This window comes from Pseudoalteromonas sp. ECSMB14103 (genome assembly GCF_000813065.1).
Taxonomy (GTDB): Bacteria; Pseudomonadota; Gammaproteobacteria; order Enterobacterales; family Alteromonadaceae; genus Pseudoalteromonas; species Pseudoalteromonas marina.
In genome coordinates, this window is record NZ_JWGY01000002.1 from 593,036 (window position 1) to 613,022 (window position 19,987).

15 protein-coding genes and 4 pseudogenes are annotated in these 19,987 nt (G+C 39.9%); 5 read left to right on the plus strand and 14 right to left on the minus strand.

The features are described from left to right. Positions 1-55: 55 nt before the first annotated feature. From prpC to RF53_RS07755, 3 genes are all read right to left on the minus strand, one after another. Positions 56-1,183: a bifunctional 2-methylcitrate synthase/citrate synthase gene (gene prpC, locus RF53_RS07745; protein ID WP_039037183.1), complete on the minus strand. Its 1,128-nt coding sequence runs from the start codon at positions 1,181-1,183 to the stop codon at positions 56-58. 43 nt (positions 1,184-1,226) lie between these two features. After that, positions 1,227-2,108, minus strand: coding sequence for a methylisocitrate lyase (prpB, locus tag RF53_RS07750; protein WP_039037184.1), 882 nt, complete (start codon positions 2,106-2,108; stop codon positions 1,227-1,229). Between the two features lie 129 nt (positions 2,109-2,237). After that, positions 2,238-2,924, minus strand: coding sequence for a GntR family transcriptional regulator (locus tag RF53_RS07755; protein ID WP_039037185.1), 687 nt, complete (start codon positions 2,922-2,924; stop codon positions 2,238-2,240). Between the two features lie 265 nt (positions 2,925-3,189). Between RF53_RS07755 and rsmF the strand changes: the two genes are divergently transcribed. Then, positions 3,190-4,629, plus strand: a complete 1,440-nt coding sequence (gene rsmF / locus RF53_RS07760) for a 16S rRNA (cytosine(1407)-C(5))-methyltransferase RsmF (protein WP_039037186.1) — start codon at positions 3,190-3,192, stop codon at positions 4,627-4,629. Between the two features lie 654 nt (positions 4,630-5,283). On the opposite strand, the gene RF53_RS07765 is transcribed toward rsmF, so the two are convergent. From RF53_RS07765 to galU, 8 genes and pseudogenes are all read right to left on the minus strand, one after another. Beyond that, positions 5,284-5,991: a VpsP family polysaccharide biosynthesis protein gene (locus RF53_RS07765; protein ID WP_039037187.1), complete on the minus strand. Its 708-nt coding sequence runs from the start codon at positions 5,989-5,991 to the stop codon at positions 5,284-5,286. Further along, positions 5,984-6,712 carry a tyrosine-protein phosphatase gene (locus tag RF53_RS07770; RefSeq protein WP_039037188.1) on the minus strand — a complete coding sequence of 243 codons (729 nt, stop codon included), beginning with the start codon at positions 6,710-6,712 and terminating at the stop codon, positions 5,984-5,986. Before RF53_RS07770 ends, RF53_RS07765 begins: the two co-directional genes overlap by 8 nt. Before the next feature lie 11 nt (positions 6,713-6,723). Then, the gene (locus tag RF53_RS07775; protein ID WP_039037189.1) at positions 6,724-8,922 is read right to left on the minus strand and encodes a GumC family protein; all 2,199 of its coding nucleotides are present in this window, start codon (positions 8,920-8,922) and stop codon (positions 6,724-6,726) included. A gap of 22 nt (positions 8,923-8,944) precedes the next feature. After that, positions 8,945-9,469 (minus strand): polysaccharide biosynthesis/export family protein, encoded by a 525-nt coding sequence (locus RF53_RS07780; protein ID WP_039037190.1) that lies wholly within the window; start codon positions 9,467-9,469, stop codon positions 8,945-8,947. After that, on the minus strand, positions 9,469-10,683 hold the full coding sequence (locus RF53_RS07785) for an outer membrane beta-barrel protein (RefSeq protein ID WP_039037191.1): 1,215 nt from the start codon (positions 10,681-10,683) through the stop codon (positions 9,469-9,471). Before RF53_RS07785 ends, RF53_RS07780 begins: the two co-directional genes overlap by 1 nt. Beyond that, positions 10,667-10,974 (minus strand): annotated as a pseudogene (locus RF53_RS19220) (sugar transferase); the annotation flags it as partial. The pseudogene RF53_RS19220 and the gene RF53_RS07785, both read right to left, overlap by 17 nt. Positions 10,975-11,032: 58 nt before the next feature. Next, a pseudogene (locus RF53_RS19370) lies at positions 11,033-11,152 on the minus strand (sulfate adenylyltransferase subunit CysD); the annotation flags it as partial. Positions 11,153-11,269: 117 nt separating this feature from the next. Next, positions 11,270-12,157 carry a UTP--glucose-1-phosphate uridylyltransferase GalU gene (gene galU / locus RF53_RS07790; RefSeq protein WP_039037192.1) on the minus strand — a complete coding sequence of 296 codons (888 nt, stop codon included), beginning with the start codon at positions 12,155-12,157 and terminating at the stop codon, positions 11,270-11,272. 300 nt (positions 12,158-12,457) lie between these two features. Between galU and RF53_RS07795 the strand changes: the two genes are divergently transcribed. From RF53_RS07795 to RF53_RS07810, 4 genes are all read left to right on the plus strand, one after another. After that, positions 12,458-13,156 (plus strand): transglutaminase-like cysteine peptidase, encoded by a 699-nt coding sequence (locus RF53_RS07795; RefSeq protein WP_039037193.1) that lies wholly within the window; start codon positions 12,458-12,460, stop codon positions 13,154-13,156. Beyond that, complete coding sequence (locus RF53_RS07800; RefSeq protein WP_039037194.1) at positions 13,140-15,143, plus strand: bifunctional diguanylate cyclase/phosphodiesterase; 2,004 nt, start codon at positions 13,140-13,142, stop codon at positions 15,141-15,143. Before RF53_RS07795 ends, RF53_RS07800 begins: the two co-directional genes overlap by 17 nt. Before the next feature lie 22 nt (positions 15,144-15,165). After that, the gene (locus RF53_RS07805) at positions 15,166-15,714 is read left to right on the plus strand and encodes a hypothetical protein (protein ID WP_039037195.1); all 549 of its coding nucleotides are present in this window, start codon (positions 15,166-15,168) and stop codon (positions 15,712-15,714) included. A 247-nt stretch (positions 15,715-15,961) separates the two neighbouring features. Then, entirely contained in the window at positions 15,962-17,272 is a 1,311-nt protein-coding gene (locus tag RF53_RS07810) for an O-antigen ligase family protein (protein WP_039037196.1), read from the plus strand. A gap of 213 nt (positions 17,273-17,485) precedes the next feature. On the opposite strand, the pseudogene RF53_RS19580 reads toward RF53_RS07810, so the two are convergent. The 3 genes and pseudogenes from RF53_RS19580 to RF53_RS19590 all read right to left on the minus strand — a co-directional run. Beyond that, positions 17,486-17,851, minus strand: a pseudogene (locus RF53_RS19580) (integrase core domain-containing protein); the annotation flags it as partial. 117 nt (positions 17,852-17,968) lie between these two features. Then, positions 17,969-18,297, minus strand: a pseudogene (locus RF53_RS19585) (transposase). Positions 18,298-18,658: 361 nt separating this feature from the next. Continuing rightward, positions 18,659-18,937, minus strand: coding sequence for a transposase (locus RF53_RS19590; protein WP_039037197.1), 279 nt, complete (start codon positions 18,935-18,937; stop codon positions 18,659-18,661). Between the last annotated feature and the right edge of the window lie 1,050 nt (positions 18,938-19,987).

A 19,987-nucleotide genomic window follows, 5' to 3' on the forward strand; every position in this document is an offset into this window, starting at 1 on the left:
GACGGGAAATAAAAAGGCAAAAAGGTGAGCTAGGCTCACCTTAAATGCTAACTAATTAGCCTCTTGATTCAATTGGCGTATAGCTGCGTGCGTCTGGCCCTGTGTAATCTGCACTTGGGCGAATAATACGGTTATTAGCACGTTGTTCTTTAACATGTGCTGTCCAACCAGTAACGCGGCTCATTACAAATATTGGCGTAAACAACTTAGTGGGAATATCCATAAAGTGATAAGCCGATGCATGGAAAAAATCAGCATTACAAAATAACTTTTTCTCGCGCCACATTACTTCTTCACAACGAACAGATACTGGGTAAAGCACATCATCGCCCACCTCTGCCGCTAATTTTTCAGACCACTTTTTAATAATTACATTACGCGGGTCCGACTCACGGTAAATAGCATGGCCAAAGCCCATAATTTTATCTTTACGCTCAAGCATACCCATTACTTCTTGCTCAGCATGCTCTGCGCTAGTAAAGCCTTCAATCATGTCCATTGCAGCTTCGTTTGCACCACCATGTAATGGCCCGCGTAACATACCAATCGCACCCGTTACACACGAATGAATATCAGACAAGGTAGAAGCACATACGCGCCCTGTAAATGTTGAGGCATTAAATTCGTGCTCTGCGTATAAAATAAGCGACACATTCATTACTTGCGCAAACAACTCGCTTGGTGCTTTGTCGTGTAATAACGTTAAAAAGTGTGCGCCTACTGAATCGTCGTCTGTTTGTGTTTCAATACGAACGCCATCGTGTGAAAAGCGGTACCAGTAACAAATAATACTTGGAAACACTGCAACCATGCGGTCAATCGCATCGTTTGCTTGGCTGAAATCAAGTTCCATTTCAAGGTTACCCAACATAGAGCAACCTGTACGCATTACATCCATTGGGTGCGCATCTTTAGGAATATTTTCAAGCACGGTTTTAAGTGCATCTGGCAAGCCACGTAAGCTTTTTAATTTTGCTTTGTACTCAGCCAACTCGCTAGATGTAGGTAACTCACCGCGTGAAAGTAAAAACGACACTTCTTCAAACTGCGCTTTTTCAGCCAGCTCGCTAATGTCGTAACCACAATACGTTAAGCCCGATCCACTTTGGCCAACTGTACATAATGCCGTTTGGCCTGCTACTTGTCCGCGTAAGCCTGCGCCGCCTAATGCTTTATCTACCATGATCTTCTCCTATCTTAAATTTGTGTGTTGTCTAATTTAATAATTATTGTTTGTCAGATTTTGATGAAAAAAGGTTATCGAGTGTGTTTTCGTATGTGTGGTAATCTAAAAAGTCGTAAAGCTCTGCACGGGTTTGCATGTTTTCAATTTCGCTTTGTTGCGAGCCTTCATTTAAAATAGCCGAGTACACATTAAGTGCCGCTTTATTCATAGCTCTAAACGCACTGAGTGGGTAAAGCACCATTTCAACGCCCACATCACTTAATTGCTCTTTGGTATAAATTGGTGTTTGACCAAACTCAGTAATGTTGGCCAAAATAGGCACATTTAACGCATTGGCAAATGCTTGGTAATCGGCAAGGTCGTGTACAGCTTCAGCAAAAATAGCATCGGCACCAGCTTCAACACAGGCTGCTGCGCGGTCAATGGCCGCATTTAAGCCTTCTTTTTGAAACGCATCGGTACGCGCCATAATGTAAAAATCGCTATCGGTTTTGGCATCTACCGCGGCTTTAATACGGTCAACCATTTCGCCTTGGCTTACAATTTCTTTATTTGGGCGATGGCCACAACGCTTTTGCGCCACTTGATCTTCTATATGAAAACCCGCCGCGCCTGCTTTGGTCATTTCTTTAACAGTACGTGCAATATTAAACGCCCCGCCCCAACCGGTATCGGCATCAACAAGTAAAGGTAAATCGCTTGCACCGGTAATACGGCGAATATCTTCAAGCACGTTGTCTAGGCTAGTCATGCCTAAATCAGGCATACCGAAAGAGGCATTAGCAACACCCGCACCCGAAAGGTAAATAGCTTGGTGGCCCATTTTTTCAGCCATCATTGCTGTGTAGGCATTAATAGTGCCCACTACTTGTAATGGGCGGTTATTAGCAATAGCTTGTTTAAATTTATATCCTGCTGACATGTCATTTCCTCTCTTTGAACGGTGGCTACATGGAGTAACTTATATTTTTAATCTTTCTATATGACGCTTTAACTATTTTGCTTAACTTTTAGCTTTTAGCGGCTTTTACCAATCTGTATGAGTAAACATTTATTCAGATTGGAATAAATCAAATTTGGTTTGAATATTCGCTTGCGACGCACTTATATGGCGCTTCATTAGCATTTCGGCCAGTTCGCCGTCGTGGTTTTCAATCGCGTTAATAATGGCTAGGTGTTCGTCAAACGCTTTTGATACACGCGGCCCCACCATACCCATTTGCACGCGGTACATGCGTATTAATTGATACAGGTCGTTACAAAGCAAATGAATCAAATGCGCATTTTTACTACCTTTAATAATGCGATAATGAAAATCTAAATCGCCTGCTTCTTGGTAGTACGACTCGCCTTCTTTAACGCGCTGCGTTTGTAAATGTTGATTAAGTAATTGCTTTAAGCCTTTAATTTCATCAGGCTCCATATTGTCGGCAGCTAAGCGGCACGCCAAGCCCTCAAGCGAGCTGCGTACTTGGTAAACCTCAATTAAACGCTCAGCGGTAAGTGCTACAACACGGCAACCTACATTGGCTTTGCGCTCAACTAAATAACAGCTTTCAAGGCGGTTTAGCGCCTCACGCAATGTTGCGCGGCTTACGCCGTAACGCTTTGCAAGCTCAGGCTCCGAAATTTTACTACCTTGGGCAATAGTGCCTTCAACAATCTCACGGCGCATATTTACAAATACCTGATCGGATGCTGTGGTAACGGGCGCTTCGTTTAAAAATGAGTCTGTCATAAGTTATTTTTTAGATTGTCGACAATTTGTATCACCATAATGGGCGCATTAAAAAAACATGTCAACCCTAAAACCTAACATAAAGGCTAAAAAACAGCCTTATTGTCGACACCATTAGTCTAAAGTATGATCATAATAGTTTATAAATACCTAAAAACCACAAAGTGTCGACAGCGCCAGTTAATTAGGGGGCGCATTTTTATCACTGAAATTTAGTTATTTAAATGCTAAAATCGCGCTTTATTGTTAATGTACGAGCTAGCGCGTGAACGCCAATACTTTTATTCCTGAGCACTTTATAGACGACGTAAAAACCTACCTGCCTAATCATTTAAAGTTAGATGACTTTATAAATGCGTGTCGTCGCCCACTCAGAAAATCTATCCGCGTTAATACATTAAAAATAACCGTTGAAGACTTTATTAAAAAAGCCGAGCAAAAAAATTGGCAACTTACGCCAATTCCTTGGTGTAGCGAAGGCTTTTGGCTAGAGCGCCCAAGTAATGAAGAACAAAACCTAGCCCTGGGTAATACCGATTTGCATTTAAGCGGCGCCATGTACGTGCAAGAGGCAAGTTCAATGCTACCGCCTATTGCGCTTAAGCAAAGCATACAAACAAGCAGCACCGTGCTTGATATGGCGTCGGCGCCGGGTTCTAAAACATCGCAGCTAGCAGCACTAATGAACAACCAAGGCGTGTTGGTTGCTAATGAGCTTTCGTCGTCGCGTTTAAAAGTATTGAGTGCCACCTTAAAACGTATGGGTGTGGGTAACTGTGCGCTTTCACACTTTGATGGCGTTATATTTGGTAACTACATGTATGAATGTTTCGATAGCATATTGCTAGACGCGCCCTGCTCTGGCGAAGGCACCGTACGTAAAGATGCAGACGCATTAAAAAATTGGTCAATCGAATCAAACATTCAAATAGCCCAAGTACAAAAAGACTTAATAAAAAGCGCATTTTACGCGTTAAAACCCGGCGGCACGCTTGTTTATTCAACCTGTACGCTCACCCCGCTAGAAAATCAGCAAGTATGCGAATATTTGCTTGCTGAATTTGGCGAGTTTATAACGCCCGAGTCGCTTAGCGATTTATTTCCGGGCGCCGATAAAGCAACAACGACCGAGGGCTATTTGCACGTTTGGCCGCAAACCTACGACAGCGAAGGCTTTTTTATTGCCAAGTTTAAAAAGCATGCAAGCTGTAACAACCCAAACCAAACAGTTAAAAAAGGCGCGTTTCCGTTTGTTGAGTTTGATAAAAAACCAACAACTGCATTTATGAGCGAGCTTAAAAAACACTTTGGTTTAACAAATTTACCCGGCACATTAATGCAGCGCGACAAAGAACTGTGGTTATTCCCGCAGGGATTTGATGCCATTCAAAACAAAATTAAATACGCCCGCTTAGGTATTCAAATAGGCATTATTCATAAAAATGGCGTAAGGCTAACCCACGAGTTTGCTACAGTTTTAGGCAATGCGTGTAAAACCAACACGTATGCGCTAAATAGCGAACAAGCAAACGACTACTTTAATGGTAAAGATGTTCGATTAGCCGAGCCTACAAAAGAGCTAGGCGAAGTGGTATTAACTTTATGCGGCTGCCCTATTGGGCTAGGTAAATGGCAAAAAAATAAGATCAAAAACTCACTACCGCGCGATCTAGTGCAAAATACCCAGTTAATAAACTGGGAGTAAATATACTTAAATCACGTATAAAATGTGTACAACACAGTTAAGTGTTTGTATTAACTGCAGTATAAAAAATGCACTAAAAATATGTAATTTTAAGAGCTTTGACTATACTTAAAACACTTTCAACTTCTCCCTATGAATTAGAAAGTTTTTAGTTAGCGCAAGGCTCAAAAGAGCCCGTTATAGCCCAGAGTTTCCCTAAATCACTCTGGGCATTTTTTTGCGCTTTTGAATATACATATTAAAAATCAAATAAAAATTCATAAATAGATTAATAAAATCATAAGCTTAGATAAGTTATAAAACAACAAACTTATAGAATACAGTATTAGTAATGTCTTCTCATTTGCTTCTAATTTTGTTCTCTTTGAGCAATCACGTTTAGTCAATTTTTCACAAAGAGGTTAAAAGACGCTTCGCTTTAGAGAAGTGATCAAATGATAAAGTAAGGAAAACATTATTAGTGTCTTAATGTCTTCTCATTTACTTCTCTTCGTGCAAATGATCTTTTAATAAGAAGCTGCGCTTCTAACGTTAACAAACTCTAAGTCTGCAAGTAATTACAAGCAATTTAGCTTTAATTTCGGGGGTATGGTTTTAGATTTAATAACTGATGTTTGTAATCTGACACCTAAAATCTTTTCCTAAAAACAAAACCTATTTACACTGTTTTTTAAACATCCAGCTGTTTCTGACCGCCTCAAAATGAGCGCCAAATTTAAGCGACAAACATAAAATAGGCAAAGCATCTACCTGCTTAGCAATATCGAACGCACGAGAAAACTTATGCCCGTGCTTAGCCGCCAATTTTAGCTCGTTTACATACAACGCTTTATATTTTGGAGGGAGTTGTTGCCAGTTCATTAGCGCTATTTCTATAGCGCCTAAATGCACCTCAATTTTATACGGGCCAACACGCTTAGCTTGCTGAATATAATCGTACACCCGATCGGTTGGGCCATTTTGGTAACTCACTACCTTTGCCAACGCAATCCAGGTTTCGGACCAGGTTTCACGAAGCGCTACCGACTTTAATAATAACTGCTCTATTTGCTGGTAACTTGCAGCTATATCATCTGGCTGGTTTGTACTAACCGCTAACTTAAGCAACTTTACATGCGCCATTAACTGCAAATAATGCGGATGGATTGGGTCGAGCGAGCTTGCCAAACTTATAGCGTCGTCAGCTAAGTTAAGCTGCTGTATATCAATATTATTACCCGTAATTTCCTGCAGAGTATTTTTTGCATTAAAGTACCACGCATTAGCGCGCATACTTTGTAAACTGGTATAACAAATAGCCAGTGTAATAAGTGTCAACACTAAAACATTAACGTATTTAAACACCTTGCTAGTATTACTCATTAAATAAAGACGCCGTTAAATTAAGCGGGTTAGTTACAAACAATGCTTCAGCCTGCTCGGCTCCAATTAAATCGCTAACAATTCTTTTTGCTTTACTTAAAATAGGCGGCCTGCGTTTAACCGAATGGGTATCACTTGCAACGTAAGTCACCAATCCATTTTTAAGCATATCAAGGCTAATAGCTTGTGCTTGTTCGCCCCACTCGCCTTCAATGCTAGAGGCCGTTAACTGAAATTCACAACCCAATTGCTTTAAGCGCTCTATGTAAAAAGGCTTAGCTTGTATATCGCGGTTGCGCTCAGGATGCGGAATAATCGTTTTAATATTTTGTTTAGCCAACCAATTAATAAACTTATCAAACCCTTGCGGTACATGCGAATGCGGTAGCTCAAGTAACATATAATTAGCGCCATTTACATTGCCAATAAACGGCAGCTTTTTGCTCATTACCAAGGTCATAAGCTCTACATCTAGCCTAACTTCTGCGGCTACTGCTAGCTGTATATTAATATTGGCATCATGCGCGGCGTGTTTTAATTTAGCTAGGTCGTCGTAAATGTGCGAAGCCGCATTATTAAAGCGGCCTAAATGAATGTGCGGTGTGGCAACCATGTGGGTTATACCATCGGCCTGCGCCATTGTTAAAAGCGCTAAAGATTCTGTTAAGTCTTTAGCACCATCGTCAAGCTCAGGTAATATGTGGGAATGTATATCTATCATAATAACGTTATTTACGACTGTTCAGATTCTTGAGTGTAATCGTAATAGTCGTAGTAGCCATAATTATGTTCTTCTTTCGACTTGGTTATATCTACTTGGTTAACAACAACCCCAGCAATATGCGCCTTTGACTCAAACAAACGCTCAATACCTGCTTTAGTAGTTTTAATACGTGTTAAATCTGCTTTAACTACATAAATAACCGAGTCAGTATTTTGAGCAATAACGAGTGCGTCACTCACCGCTTGAGTAGGCGGCGTATCTATAATTATATGGTCGTAAGTACTTTTTAAGCTAACCAGTAACTCATTAAAACGGTTGCTCGACAGTAACTCTAAAGGGTTTCCCGGTATTTGCCCACTAGACATAATAGTCACGCCCGACTGCTCGTCAATATGCGTACATTCTCTTAATTGCTCAGTACCTACAATTAGGTTACTTAATCCTGGATGAAATACCGGTATATCAAAGCGTTTTGCAATACTGGGTTTACGCAAATCAGCGTCAATAAGTAACACTTTACCCATTTGCGCAAGCGACATTGCTAAGTTGGTAGAGGTTGTCGTTTTACCTTCACCTGGCGAGCTTGAGGTAACTGCAATTACTTTGTGCTCACGGTCAAGCTGGGTTAACAACAAACTGGTACGAAACGTACGTACCGACTCTGCAAAACGCCTGTAATGCTCGTCGAAATAGGCATGTATACCAAATGTGCTATTTTTAGGCACTTTTACAAACGGCAGTATACCTAACATGCGTTGGGCTAATTTATTTTCCACGTCGTTTTTATTTTTAACCGTGTCGTTAAGTGCATCAAACACAAAGCTCATTACCACTGAAAAACCAAAGCTTGCTATAAACGCCAATACTACAATAAGTATTTTGTTAGGTTTACTTGGGTCCTTTGGTGCGTATGCGCGGTCGGTAAAACGTGCCGCTGCCGAGCTAAAGTCACTAGTTACTTCGGTTTCGCGCGAGCGTGATAAAAACGTATTAAATATATTACGGTTAGTTTCTACTTCGCGTTTAAGCTGGTTGTAGGCGGTTTCTTTACGCGTGATCTCTTGATATTCTGCACGTATTTTAACTAAATCGGCCTCAAGTGCACTAACTGTACGGGTAATACGGTTAAGCTCTTTTTCAATACCAGTAATCAGCCCTTTAATTTGCTTGTTTAAGTTACTTTTAACGGTAGCCAGCTCAGCCTTTGCCGATATTATTTTAGGGTGCTTAGGGCCGTAAACTTCGCTTAATTCACTTACTTTACGCTCAACTAAAATAACTTCGCGTTTTACATCTTGCACCACTTTGTGCGATGTGATTTCAGGCATACTGCCTAAAAGCTCTAAATTATTATTACCGTATTCACTTATTACACGGTTAATACTTTGTAGATTATTTTTTTCGGTACGGGCAGTCACTAATTGCTCAGATGTTTGCTCCAGCTCTTGTGTTACAAGCCCTGCAATACCTTCAATATCAACTAGCTTTTGCGCTTCGCGGTAGGCTTGTAGTTTTTCTTCCGATTCGTCAAGTTGCACACGTAACTGAAATAAACGCGTATTTAACCAGCTAGACGCTTGCTGAGTAATGCCCATTTTTGCGCGCATTTGGCTTTCTATGTAAACCTCACCCACGGTGTTAGCCACTAAGGCCGCAAGCTTTGGATCGCTCGACTCAAAACTTATACTTACTAATTGTGTTTTACGGATAGGCGAAACCGACAGTCTTGCTTTAAATACCTCAAGCAAGCTAAGCATTTCTAAATCTTGTTGTTCTTGCTCTGTAAGTTGTAGCTTTTCGGTTTTGTTTAAAAAAGGAAATAACCCTTTAAAAAAACCGGTAGCTTCACCAATAAAAGAAGGCTTAGAGATAAAATCTGCATGAGCTTTTAAATCAAGCTTAGTAATTACCTCACGGGCTATACTGTCCGACTTCATAACCTCAAACTGAGTGAGATAGTATTCTTTTTTAGATGAATCGAGCCCGTAAACTTCATCAAAGCTTACCGCTTTGCTTTGCTCAGCCTCAATAAGTAATGTGGCGGTTGCGGTATAACGCTTTGTTAACGTTAAAGTTAACAAAATAGTTAACAATGTTACTATTAGCGAAAAACTTAAAATACTCCATTTATTACGTTTAATAACATTTAAATAAGCGCTTAAATCTATTACTTCTTCGCTTTGTGAGTTTTCGTGTATTTGGTTCATTTATTACTGCCCTAACAATTGCTTAAAACAAGCGCTGTTCTATTTTTATTGTATCACCCGCTGCAATTTGGCTATTTAAATTACCTTTTTGTTGCTGCTGCTTTGTTTGCTCTTTAAATATGTATATTTTATCAAGGGACGCTCGCTCGGTTAAACCACCAGCAAGCGCCACTGCTTGGTTTACTGTCATCGCGGGTTGGTACGGGTATGCGCCAGGGCTTTTAACTTCGCCATGTATATAAAACGGGCGGTATTCAGTCACTTGTACATATACGTTTGGGTTTACTAGGTAGCCGGGCTTTAAGCCTTGGGTAATTAGGTTTTCAACTTGCGTAGTGCTTAAACCAGCCAATTTAATTTTACCTAAAAACGGGTAACTTACTTCACCACTATTACCTAAAAGTGCAGTAACCTCTAGGTCGGGCTGGCCAAATACTTTTATTTCAACCTTATCGCCCGCACCTAAAACGTAATCTTGCGCAGCATGCACAAGATTACCCATTACTAAATTTATAAATAAACCAGTAATAAAAATACCAAATTTCATTAATTAGCCTTTAGTGCAAATGTAAAGTTAATACCTACAACCATACGGTCAAACTTTAGCGCGTCTTGCGTAGAGTCTTTATCTATAAAGTCAACATAGGTCGAAATCATACCAAAACTGTTTGTGGTATAACTTACTGCAAAGTTAGCATTGCTTGTTTTGTCTTTTCGGCCAATTTCACCTACGTATTTTTCGTCGGTGTACGACAGGCCAGCACTTGTGCTTAATTGGTCGTTCCAGTCGTGTGTCCAGGTTGCGCGGTATACACTTTCACGTATATAATCGCCTTCAACTAGCGGGTCTTTTGCGGCGCGGCTGGTAGTAAAGTCAACAAACGAGTAGCTAAGTGGTTGCCATGTAACGCCCGCTTCCCAACTAAGTCCGCTAAAGTTTTCGCGCTGCTCTGTGGCAAAATCCTTTTTTTGGTAACCTAATTTTACCGAGCCCGATGTAAGAGCCGTTGCATCCCACTCCATACCAAGCAATACCTTCACGTCGTCTGAGTCACGGCTTAAACCATTAGCGTCAATAACATCGTAACGGTAGTCTTCTTGTTTTAGCTCTAAAAAGGTACGCGTAGCCGCTTGAGTATTGTAGTAACCAACAATACCAAGCGTGGTTCTGTCGTAATCACGAAATTGCGAAATAGCCCTAAAGTTTTGGTATTTTTTATTAAAAAAACCACCCAAAAATGCTATTTGTGCCTTTGAGCTTTCGGCGCCAAATTCATAACGGCCATTTATACTTTGCTGTTGGTATTCAACTAGCTCGTTTACGGCATCGCCTAGGCCTTCGGTTAAACCGCTACCGCGTGGTTCAAACAACCAATCGGCTGTGGCATTAAAGTCAAGCCTGTGCTTGCTAGTAAACTCGTTATGGGTTGCAGCACTTAAATTAACTTGCGTAAAGTTATCGGCGCTGTCTTTATTATGCAAACTTGTGCTGGTTGCAATGTTAACATTGTAATAGTTAACGCCGTCTTCTATTAGTGCGTCAACATTTGGGGCAATAGTCCAAATTAAACGCGACTCTTCATCGGTTGGGGTACTAAAAAAGTTATCGTTACTGCTAATACCGGTTGTTAATGTGGGTGTTATTTGTGCGCCATCTTTAGTCATAACACTTCCCGGGTTCAGCTCTGCCATTGCGGGTGTTGCTACTCCCATACCTGCAACTAATAGTAAACCTTTCACGGGGTTAGTAAGCGTTTGCATTTTTAAATCCCTTAAATATTGTTAAAAAATGATTTTTATATCAAACCATAACGACAAGTGCTTAATATAATGTGCATCGTACTCTACACGTTTAGTAATTATGATTAAGGTGTCGGTTTAGCCCCGCCACCCATTAATTTGTGCCCAGCCTGTAATACCTAGTTTTGCTTTATGCCTAAGCATATAAAAGTCGACCTTCTTACGGTATTCCTCGTTATGGGCCACCTCATGCGGGCGTGGCCCAACAATCGACATATAGCCTTTTAATACATTTAAAAACTTTAGTAGCTTTTATATGCTAGTGAGGGGTATGAAGCCTTAATGAATAAGTTAAGCATTAATGCTATTTTTTACCCACAGAGCACATTATTACTGTGTTATCAAATCCTGCTGCTACTTCTTTTATTGCATGAATTGACTCAGCCTCTAATTGCTTTAAATGAGTAACTCTTGCTTGTAACATTTTCATTTTATCTCTCGCCATGCTTCAACGTATATTAAGTAGGTGTTACATAGTTCACTGTCACCAGCTATAAATTTTGAGTTTATATGATTTACACACGTATAAAGTTTAAACGCCAGTTTATTAAAACATTTGCTTTAGTTGCTTATTAAACTCATCACCCATATGGCTTGATTGCATTGCATATTCTACATTTGCCAGCATATAGCCTAATTTTGAGCCACAATCGTGCGACTTACCTTTTAGGTGGTAAGCTTCGAGCGTTTCGAGGTGGCGTAGTTGCAGTAATGCATCGGTAAGTTGTATTTCACCGCCTACACCCGGTGGTGTGTATTCGAGTAAGTCCCAAATAGTGGGTGATACAACATAACGCCCTGTTATGGCTAGATTGCTTGGTGCTTCATCGTTATTTGGTTTTTCGACCATATTTTTAATGGTGGCGTTTTCGCCTGCGCTTATGTTTTTACCTGCTAGGTCTACCAAGCCGTACTGGTATACTTTGGCTTGTGGTACGGGCTCGACCATTACTTGGTTGTGGCCTGTTTGATCAAACCGTTTGATCATTTGGCTTAAGTTATCGGTTTTTGGATTTGACTTGTATTTGTCGATTATTACGTCGGGTAGCATTACGGCAAACGGGTTGTTGCCTACTATAGGTTTAGCAGCAAGCACTGCGTGGCCTAAACCTAATGGTGCCGATTGGCGAACCGAAATGACAGTTACGTCTTTTGGTACTATTGAACGCACCTCCTCTAGTAGGCTGCGTTTTACGCGTGCCTCTAGTGTGGCTTCTAGCTCAAAGCTGGTGTCAAAATGGTTTTCGATGGAGTTTTTAGATGCGTGAGTAACCAGTACTATTTCTTTTATGCCTGCGGCTACTGCTTCGTTAACTACGTATTGAATTAAGGGTTTGTCTACCAGAGGGAGCATTTCTTTTGGAATGGCTTTTGTGGCTGGCAACATACGTGTGCCCAAACCTGCAACGGGAAGTACAGCTTTTAAAACTTTCAATTTAATTCCTTTTGAATTTTTTATTCAATTATAAAATCACAAAGGAGAAGCAAAAGCTCAAATCCTTTTAACGTACTCCACATACCGTGTGAACTTCCATTATACACAACACAATTATGTACTCAACTATAAAAACATCCTTTAACACTGCTTTTTGTTAATTTTTTGTTTCGCGAAAGTAGATAACAATCGCCATGCTGTAGTGTTAAGTAATGCTTTTTACTTATCTACCTTTTTTGCTGTAGTAATACTATACTTGTTCTGGCTGTATATTAGGGATTATTAACTAAAGGAACGTATGTGCGCTTAAGTGTTTGCATTTTAATTGTTATGTCGTTTTGTGTGTACGCGCAAGATGCACTTATGCATTTACGTAACAGCGATATACTAAACCGTGCACAACAACATTACGGCGACGAAGGCTACGCCCGTATTAAAAATTGGCTCAGCTTTATTGATAGCAGCCAAGGTAAAAGCGAGTGGCAACAAATACACTTAGTTAACGACTTTTTTAATAAACACATACAATATCAAACCGACGACGACCTATGGCAAAAAAAAGATTACTGGGCCACCCCGCTCGAAAGCTTAGGCGTTGGTATGGGCGACTGTGAAGACTACGTAATAGCCAAATACTTTACGCTAATTGCACTGGGCATACCGGAAGATAAAATACGGTTAATGTATGTAAGGCAAAAAACAGTAAACCAGCCGCACATGGTATTAATTTATTTTGAAGAGCCTAACCAAATACCGCTTGTGTTAGGTAATTTTAATACTAAACTTTTACCCGCTAATAAACGGTCCGATTTAAAACCTATATACAGCTTTAACGGCCAAGGTTTATGGCTAGCTAAAGCAAAAGGGTTAGGTAATAAAGTAAAAAATAGCCGTGGTGTGTCGGCCTGGAACACCATGCTACAACGAATAGAACACGGTGAGCTTGCACCCACCAACAGTAACATTAAAGGAACTAGTAGTTATGTATCGACTTTTTAAAAATGGACTTAGTTTAAAAACCCAAGTGTATGGGTTAATTATTTTAATTTCGGTTATTTCGTTTTTTGTACGTGTAGTTACCGACGTACAAACCACCCGCCACTATTTGCAAACCCAAATGGGCAGCCACGCGCAAGACACCGCCACAAGTTTGGGGCTTTCTATTTCGCCCTACCTAGACGACGAAAACTTAATGATTGCCCAAACCATGGCCACGGCTATTTTTGATAGTGGCTATTATAAGCAAATTAAATTTACCGACATGCAAAGTAATGTGGTATTTGAGCTTACTAACCCTAAACGGGTTGAGTCGGTACCTGGGTGGTTTATTAATGCGGTAGAGCTTAACGCCCCCACTATGAGCAGCGAGCTTAATAATGGCTGGGTTATGGCAGGCACACTTAATGTAACTAGCCATGCTGGGCAGTCGTACTTAACGCTTTGGGAGCACACTAAACGCAGCTTTTACGGATCGTTTTTATTACTTGCGGGATCGCTTGCGGTTGCGTTTTTAATTTTAGGCACGGTGTTTAGGCCGCTAAAAGCCGTAGAACACCAAGCACAATTGGTTAAGCGTAAACGCTTTACCTTAAACCAGCAAATACCAGTTGCACGCGAGCTACGTACAGTAACTAAAGCAATAAACAATATGGTTATTAATTTACAAAGCACGTTTGACTCGTTAACTAAGCAAACCCAAACCCTCACCGAAGAAGTATACATAGACCCACTTACGGGGCTTGGTAATCGTCGGTCGTTTGAAAACCATTTTAGCTCAGTGGTTGATACAATAACTGAAGATGCGCCAATAACCGCAATGATGATCACCCTGCCTTCGCTTACTAATATTAACCAAACCGTTAGCTACCAAGACGGCGACGAACACGTTTACGATGTAAGCACTACTTTGCAAAATATATTAAACGAGTTAACTAACACTAAACTTTTTAAGCTTAATGGCAGTACGTTTATAGCACTGGCCCCGTTTGATGTACCATTTTTAAATAAAACCAAACTAGACATTAACGATGCTTTTAGCCAAAAGAAAAACAGCTTACATGTAAACGGGTTTGCTAACTTATCGCTTGTGAGTGTTGAAAAAGGCTCGAGCTTAGGGAGTGTGCTTTCGGCGCTTGATACCGGTTGTACCATTGGCGAAACCGCAGCTACCAATAAAGTAGATAAAGACACCCTATTTAGTGTTAAACAATGGCGTGCGCTAATTCAGTCGATTATTGATTCGGGCGAGGTGAGTTTTTCGGTGCAGGCTGTTAAGCAAGCTAACTCAGAGCACCAGCAGTGCTATTTTGAGGTGTTTGCACACTTTATACACGAAGGTGGAAAGGTAAATAACGGCCATTTATTTGCTATGGCCGAAAAACTTAATTTAACCGAAGAGCTCGACAAAAAAATAATACGCAATTTTGTAAACGTTAAAGAGCAATATCCAAAAGATGTGTTTGCTCTTAATTTAAGTAAAGCCGCGTTATATTCTACCGATTTTATAGAGTGGCTTACGCTTTACGCGACTACTAAACCTATTTTAAAAACTAACTTATTGTTTGAGCTACACGAAATAAGCTTACTTTATAATGTGCATGTAGCCAGTTTACATATAGATGCCATTAAAGATATTGGTATTAATGTTTGTGTAGAGCATTTTGGTACTAGTTTAACGTCGTTTAGGTACTTACAAGGCTTAGATATTGAATTTGTAAAAATTGACGGCAGCTACATACAAGACCTGCTAGATAACACCCAAAGCCAATTTTTTATTCAAACGGTAAATAATATTTGCCACGGTTTTGGTATTAAAGTTTTAGCCTGTTTAATTGAAAAACCTGAGACTTTAAAAGCACTTGAAAAACTGGGCTGCGATGGCGTACAAGGCAATTTAATAATGCCGCCTTCGCAAATAGTAAAAACTAATAATGGCGTAAATAAAGAGTTTACTTTTTGCCCTAATACGCTAAGATTTTGTAATTAGACACTCAACCATGGGACGAGACATGAAAAAACTAATTTTAGCTGGCTTAATTGCTGGTGCCACTGCAGTGGTTACATTACCTGTATATGCACAAGCAGACAGCGCTGGCCTTGTTAGCGTATTAAATAATGCGACTGCAGATACTTCGCCAGAGCAACTTCAAGCAGACTTACTTGCTGCTATTGAAGCTGCTTGTAGTGATTGTTCTGCTGAAGACGTAGAAGCGTTAATTAACGATGCAGTTGCTGCTGTAGGCGCAGATAGCCCGTTAGTTGCTGATGTACTAGGCGCAATGAGTGCTGCTGGTATTGATAGCGATACGCTTACATTAGCTGCTGTAACCGCTGGTGTTGATGCAACGACTGCTTCTGAAGCAACGGCTGCAGGCCCTAATGGTAATAATGCAAATCCAAATGCACCAGGCCAAACTCCTGGTGATAATGCTGCACCAAATAATAATGCTAACCCAAATGCACGTTCACGTGTGCCTGGTTTTGTTAGCTTACCAACACCTCCGGGTGCTGGCGGTAATGGCGGCGACGATGGTATTTCTGAAGAAACTGGTAACTAAAACTAGTTTGTAATTTAAAAACGCAGCCAATTGGCTGCGTTTTTTTGTTATGTGTACTACACAAATATGCAATAATGCGAAATATACAAGTTTTGAGTTATTAAAAGACAGATATCAGTTAAGTAAATATGTGTTAAACATTAGTGGTTAGATGGTATTTTTCAGAAGTTAGTTAAAATACAAAAGTTAGAAGTTAGAAATCAGTTTTTAGGTTAAGTATTAGTAACAAGCGTTTATAGGGAAATTAGTGAATCGTTTAATTTTTGTATTGTTGTGTGGCATTTTATTTTTACTCCCTTTACCTTTAGGCAGTTACCGACCTTGGGCCATACTTGCTATGGGCCTTTTAATTAGCGCTACGTTTATAACGCACTTAATTTACGGTGCTATAAATAACAACCAACCTTTGTACCCTCCTTTGTATTCGTGGCCTGTATTTGCGGCGCTTGGTGTTGTTGTTGCGGTGTGCGCCGTGCAAATGTTTACGGTAAGCGTTGACCCTTTTCAAACCAAACAAATGCTATTAAAAACCAGCTTTATGATTTTGTTTTGCTGGCTTATTTTTATTTACTGTAATAGCGCTGCGCGCATTAAAAAACTAATTTACGCGGTTATATGTGCAGGGGTTTTTCAGGCACTTTATGCTAGTTACTTAAATTTATCGCCCGATATAGTTAGCCCTATTTTTGGCTATAAACATACCGACCGGGCCATTGGTACATTTACGTATTCTAACTTTTTAGCTAACTATTTGGCGCTGTGTTTATGTTTAGGTATAGGTGTATTGGTAAGCGAGTTAAAGCGTAATAACGGTAAAGGTAAAAACACGTTAAAACAAACTCTTAGAGCTTGGGCCGAAATACTTTTAAGCTCTAAAATAGTGTTGCGTATTTCGTTAATAATTATAATTGTGGCGCTTATTTTAACCCGCAGCCGCATGGGTAACTCGGCCTTTTTTATTGCGTTAATGGTGGTAAGCTTTTTGGCGCTGTTTGTTTATAACAATAAACCTAAGGCGTTTAAATTATTAATAGTGAGCTTTTTTATCATTGATTTGATTATTATTGGCGCTATCTTTGATGTTGAAAAAGTAAAACAGCGTATTAGTGAAACAAGCATTGCGTCTGAAACTCGCGACGAGGTGGTTCGCGACTCTATACCGCTTATTTTAGATAAGCCTTTATTGGGCTCGGGCGGCGGTACGTTTTACACGGCGTTCCCTGCGTATCAGTCGGAGCCTTATTCAGGCTATTACGACAACGCCCATAACGATTATATTCAATTTGCTGTAGAGCTGGGTATACCTGCTACAGCGGCACTTGGTTTGTTGGTTTTGTATTGTTTGTGGTTGTGTGTGGCAACTATGCGCAAGCGCAAAACGGCGTTGTTTCAGGGTGTGGCTTTTGGCTGTGCTATTGCGATTATTGATATGTTATTGCATTCGTCGGTAGATTATTCGCTCCAAGCTGGTGCAAACTCTATGCTGTTTATGGTTATTTTATGTTTGGCGATTTTGAGTAATAAAATAGTCGTTAAACGTGTACGCAGTTTTAAATAGGTATTTTTAGTTTTAAGTTTTTAGAAATGTTTTATTTAGGTAAGTAGCAATATATCTAAATAATTAAACCAACACTGTGTGTTGCTAAGTGCTTATGTCACCACCGAGCAGTGAATGAGAAGTGATTCAAGGGCTGGTAAATATTTATGGGTTTAACTTTGTTTTTCTCTGTGTAGCGCCAGCGGAATTTTTCAAGTTAGTTGTCGCATCAAGCTAAATTTTATGCCGCCCGCACTTCTCTTTTTTCTCTGGATTCAAATTTACTTCATTGATGATTGTCAAATTTCGAGACTTTCCTGACCAACGACTTGGATTCTGTAATTTCGCAATTTCATTAACCCGATGACGCTTCGCCAGGATCACTTTGTCTAAGCCTAAATGACGCTGATTTGGCGTGACAATCCTAATACCGGTGTGCAAGTGCTCATCGTTGTACCAATCTACAAATCCGTTAACCCAGTTCCTTGCGCTAGCGATGTCTTCGAAGGCTTTTTCTGGATATTCTGGACGATACTTTGATGTTTTAAATCATGACTCAAAATACGGATTATCGTTACTCACAGATGGTCGGCTAAATGAATGGACATCCCAGCTTTCACTAGACAGTTTTTAACTCAGAATAATAAGCTTCTTCAAACTTAGCGGGTGAAACACCGCCTGTATGTGAGTGGCGCTTTTTTGGATCGTAAAACATTTCTATAAATTGAATATCTCAGTTTTCGCATCTTCGCGTGTCGAGTATATCTTACGCTTAACTATTCGCTTTTTAATTGTCGCAAAAAAGCTTTCAGCAACCGCATTAGAATAACAGTTCCCAGCGCGGCTCATTGAAGGCACAAGATTATGTTCTTTCATAAATACGAAATAGTCAGCGCTACCGTATTGACTGCTTTGATCACTTAACACCATTACCTCAGCCTCCGGTTGATGTTGATATAAAGCCATCAACAGTGCGTTTTTAACAAGCTGCTTATTCATATTTTTATTCATCGACAACCCACAATACGTCGAGAAAATAAATCCATCACTGTTGCCACATATAAAAAACCTTCTTTGGTTCTTATGTAAGTTATGTCGCTTACCCACTATTAATTCGGCGCTGGCGGGTTATATTGACGTGCTAATAAGTTATCTGCAATCCGCGATGTCTCACCACCTTTAATATGGCGACACTTATACCCTATTTGCGCTTTAAGCTGATGTTGTCGAATGATCTTAGGAACACAGTTCGCTGCATAGCTTAAGGCTTCACGCAAGTCTGAATGTATCCAAGGGCTACCATACGTGCCGCCCTGGCCACATAAAAACCACTGCGATGCAGCTTAAAAAGGCGGCACATCATCGTAATGGAAAACTCATTTTGATGATCACGAATGAAGCCTTACCTTACTCGGGGTTGCTGGCAAAGTACCTTGCAGCCTTTTTTAAAATATCCCATTCCTCCGTGACACGTTTCAATTGCGCTTCTAAATTAGCGATATTCAATTTTTCATCAGATGATTGAACGGACTTAGATTTATCTGATAACTGGATCCGACAGTGATATAACGTTTTGGTATAAATATCTAATCGTTCAGCGACTTCCGCAACTGAATATCCATGCTGTGTCATTTGTTTAACAGCTGCTTCTTTAAACTCTTGGGTATAACGCTTGACTTTGCCCAAAGAACACCTCTTTTTAGAAGTTACAATTTAACTCATTAAGTGTCTAGCAAACTGTGGGAATTCCAATTGCCTTTTACTTTTTATGTAATGCCTTAACCCAATCATGAATTGATTCAGTTGAGTGAGAAATTACGCTGAACGCCCGAGACTCTTCGTCTTTAACCTACACACAAATATCATGTTTTTTATCAGCTCAATCAAGGCCAACATATGCAGAAAAGTTACCATTTTTAGTATTCATTCCAAATCTCCGATTATTGAAATTTGTTATGCATTCTTTACTCTTCGAAAGAAATATAGATAGCGTTTGTAAGGCAAACCCTGAGTATTCGTTTTGTGTAAAGTAACTCATTACTCCGAAAGAAAAGCGGTGATCATTAAATGATGCTGGTCAATATTCGTAAGTAATGAGCTCAAAACCCCAACAATTCAAAGTATAGATTATTAAGGTACAAAGACTATAAATGCCACATATGCGAATATCCGATTTGAGCAAAATCTAAAAATTAAATTTGAAATAATAATTATGATTTATTCAATTAATCTTTGCTCTAAAAGCGCAGCGCCTCATACCCTCTTTGTGAATCGTTCACTTTAGTTGGGCTAACCCATCAAGTTGAAAGTATTCGTTTTATTCTGGCAAAGACAAATAATATTGCACAAAGGGAAATGAATAAGAAAAAACGTAAACCAACTATTGCTTATAATTAATCTGTACTAGCTCATATCTCACCTTAGAGTTTAAGGAAGTAGATTTAGACTTCATCTGACAGACAGCGATAAGCGGTGGTTAACAGTTACTTTTCAATTTCGTCAAAGTATATTGCTTGCATAGTCAGGAAAACGACCTAATCGCTCGTTTTTACTTAAGGGCAAAAACCAGAACTACTATACTTTAGTAGTTCTGGCAAATAGTTAAGAAGTTTGTTACAAATGAGTAATTCAGAAAAACGAGCGACGTGGTGGTAGAAGAACGCGCGATTCGCTCGCTATAAACATGTTAGTTGCCAAGGAAGATTATGCGTTCGATTCTAACTTTTTTACTCTTCA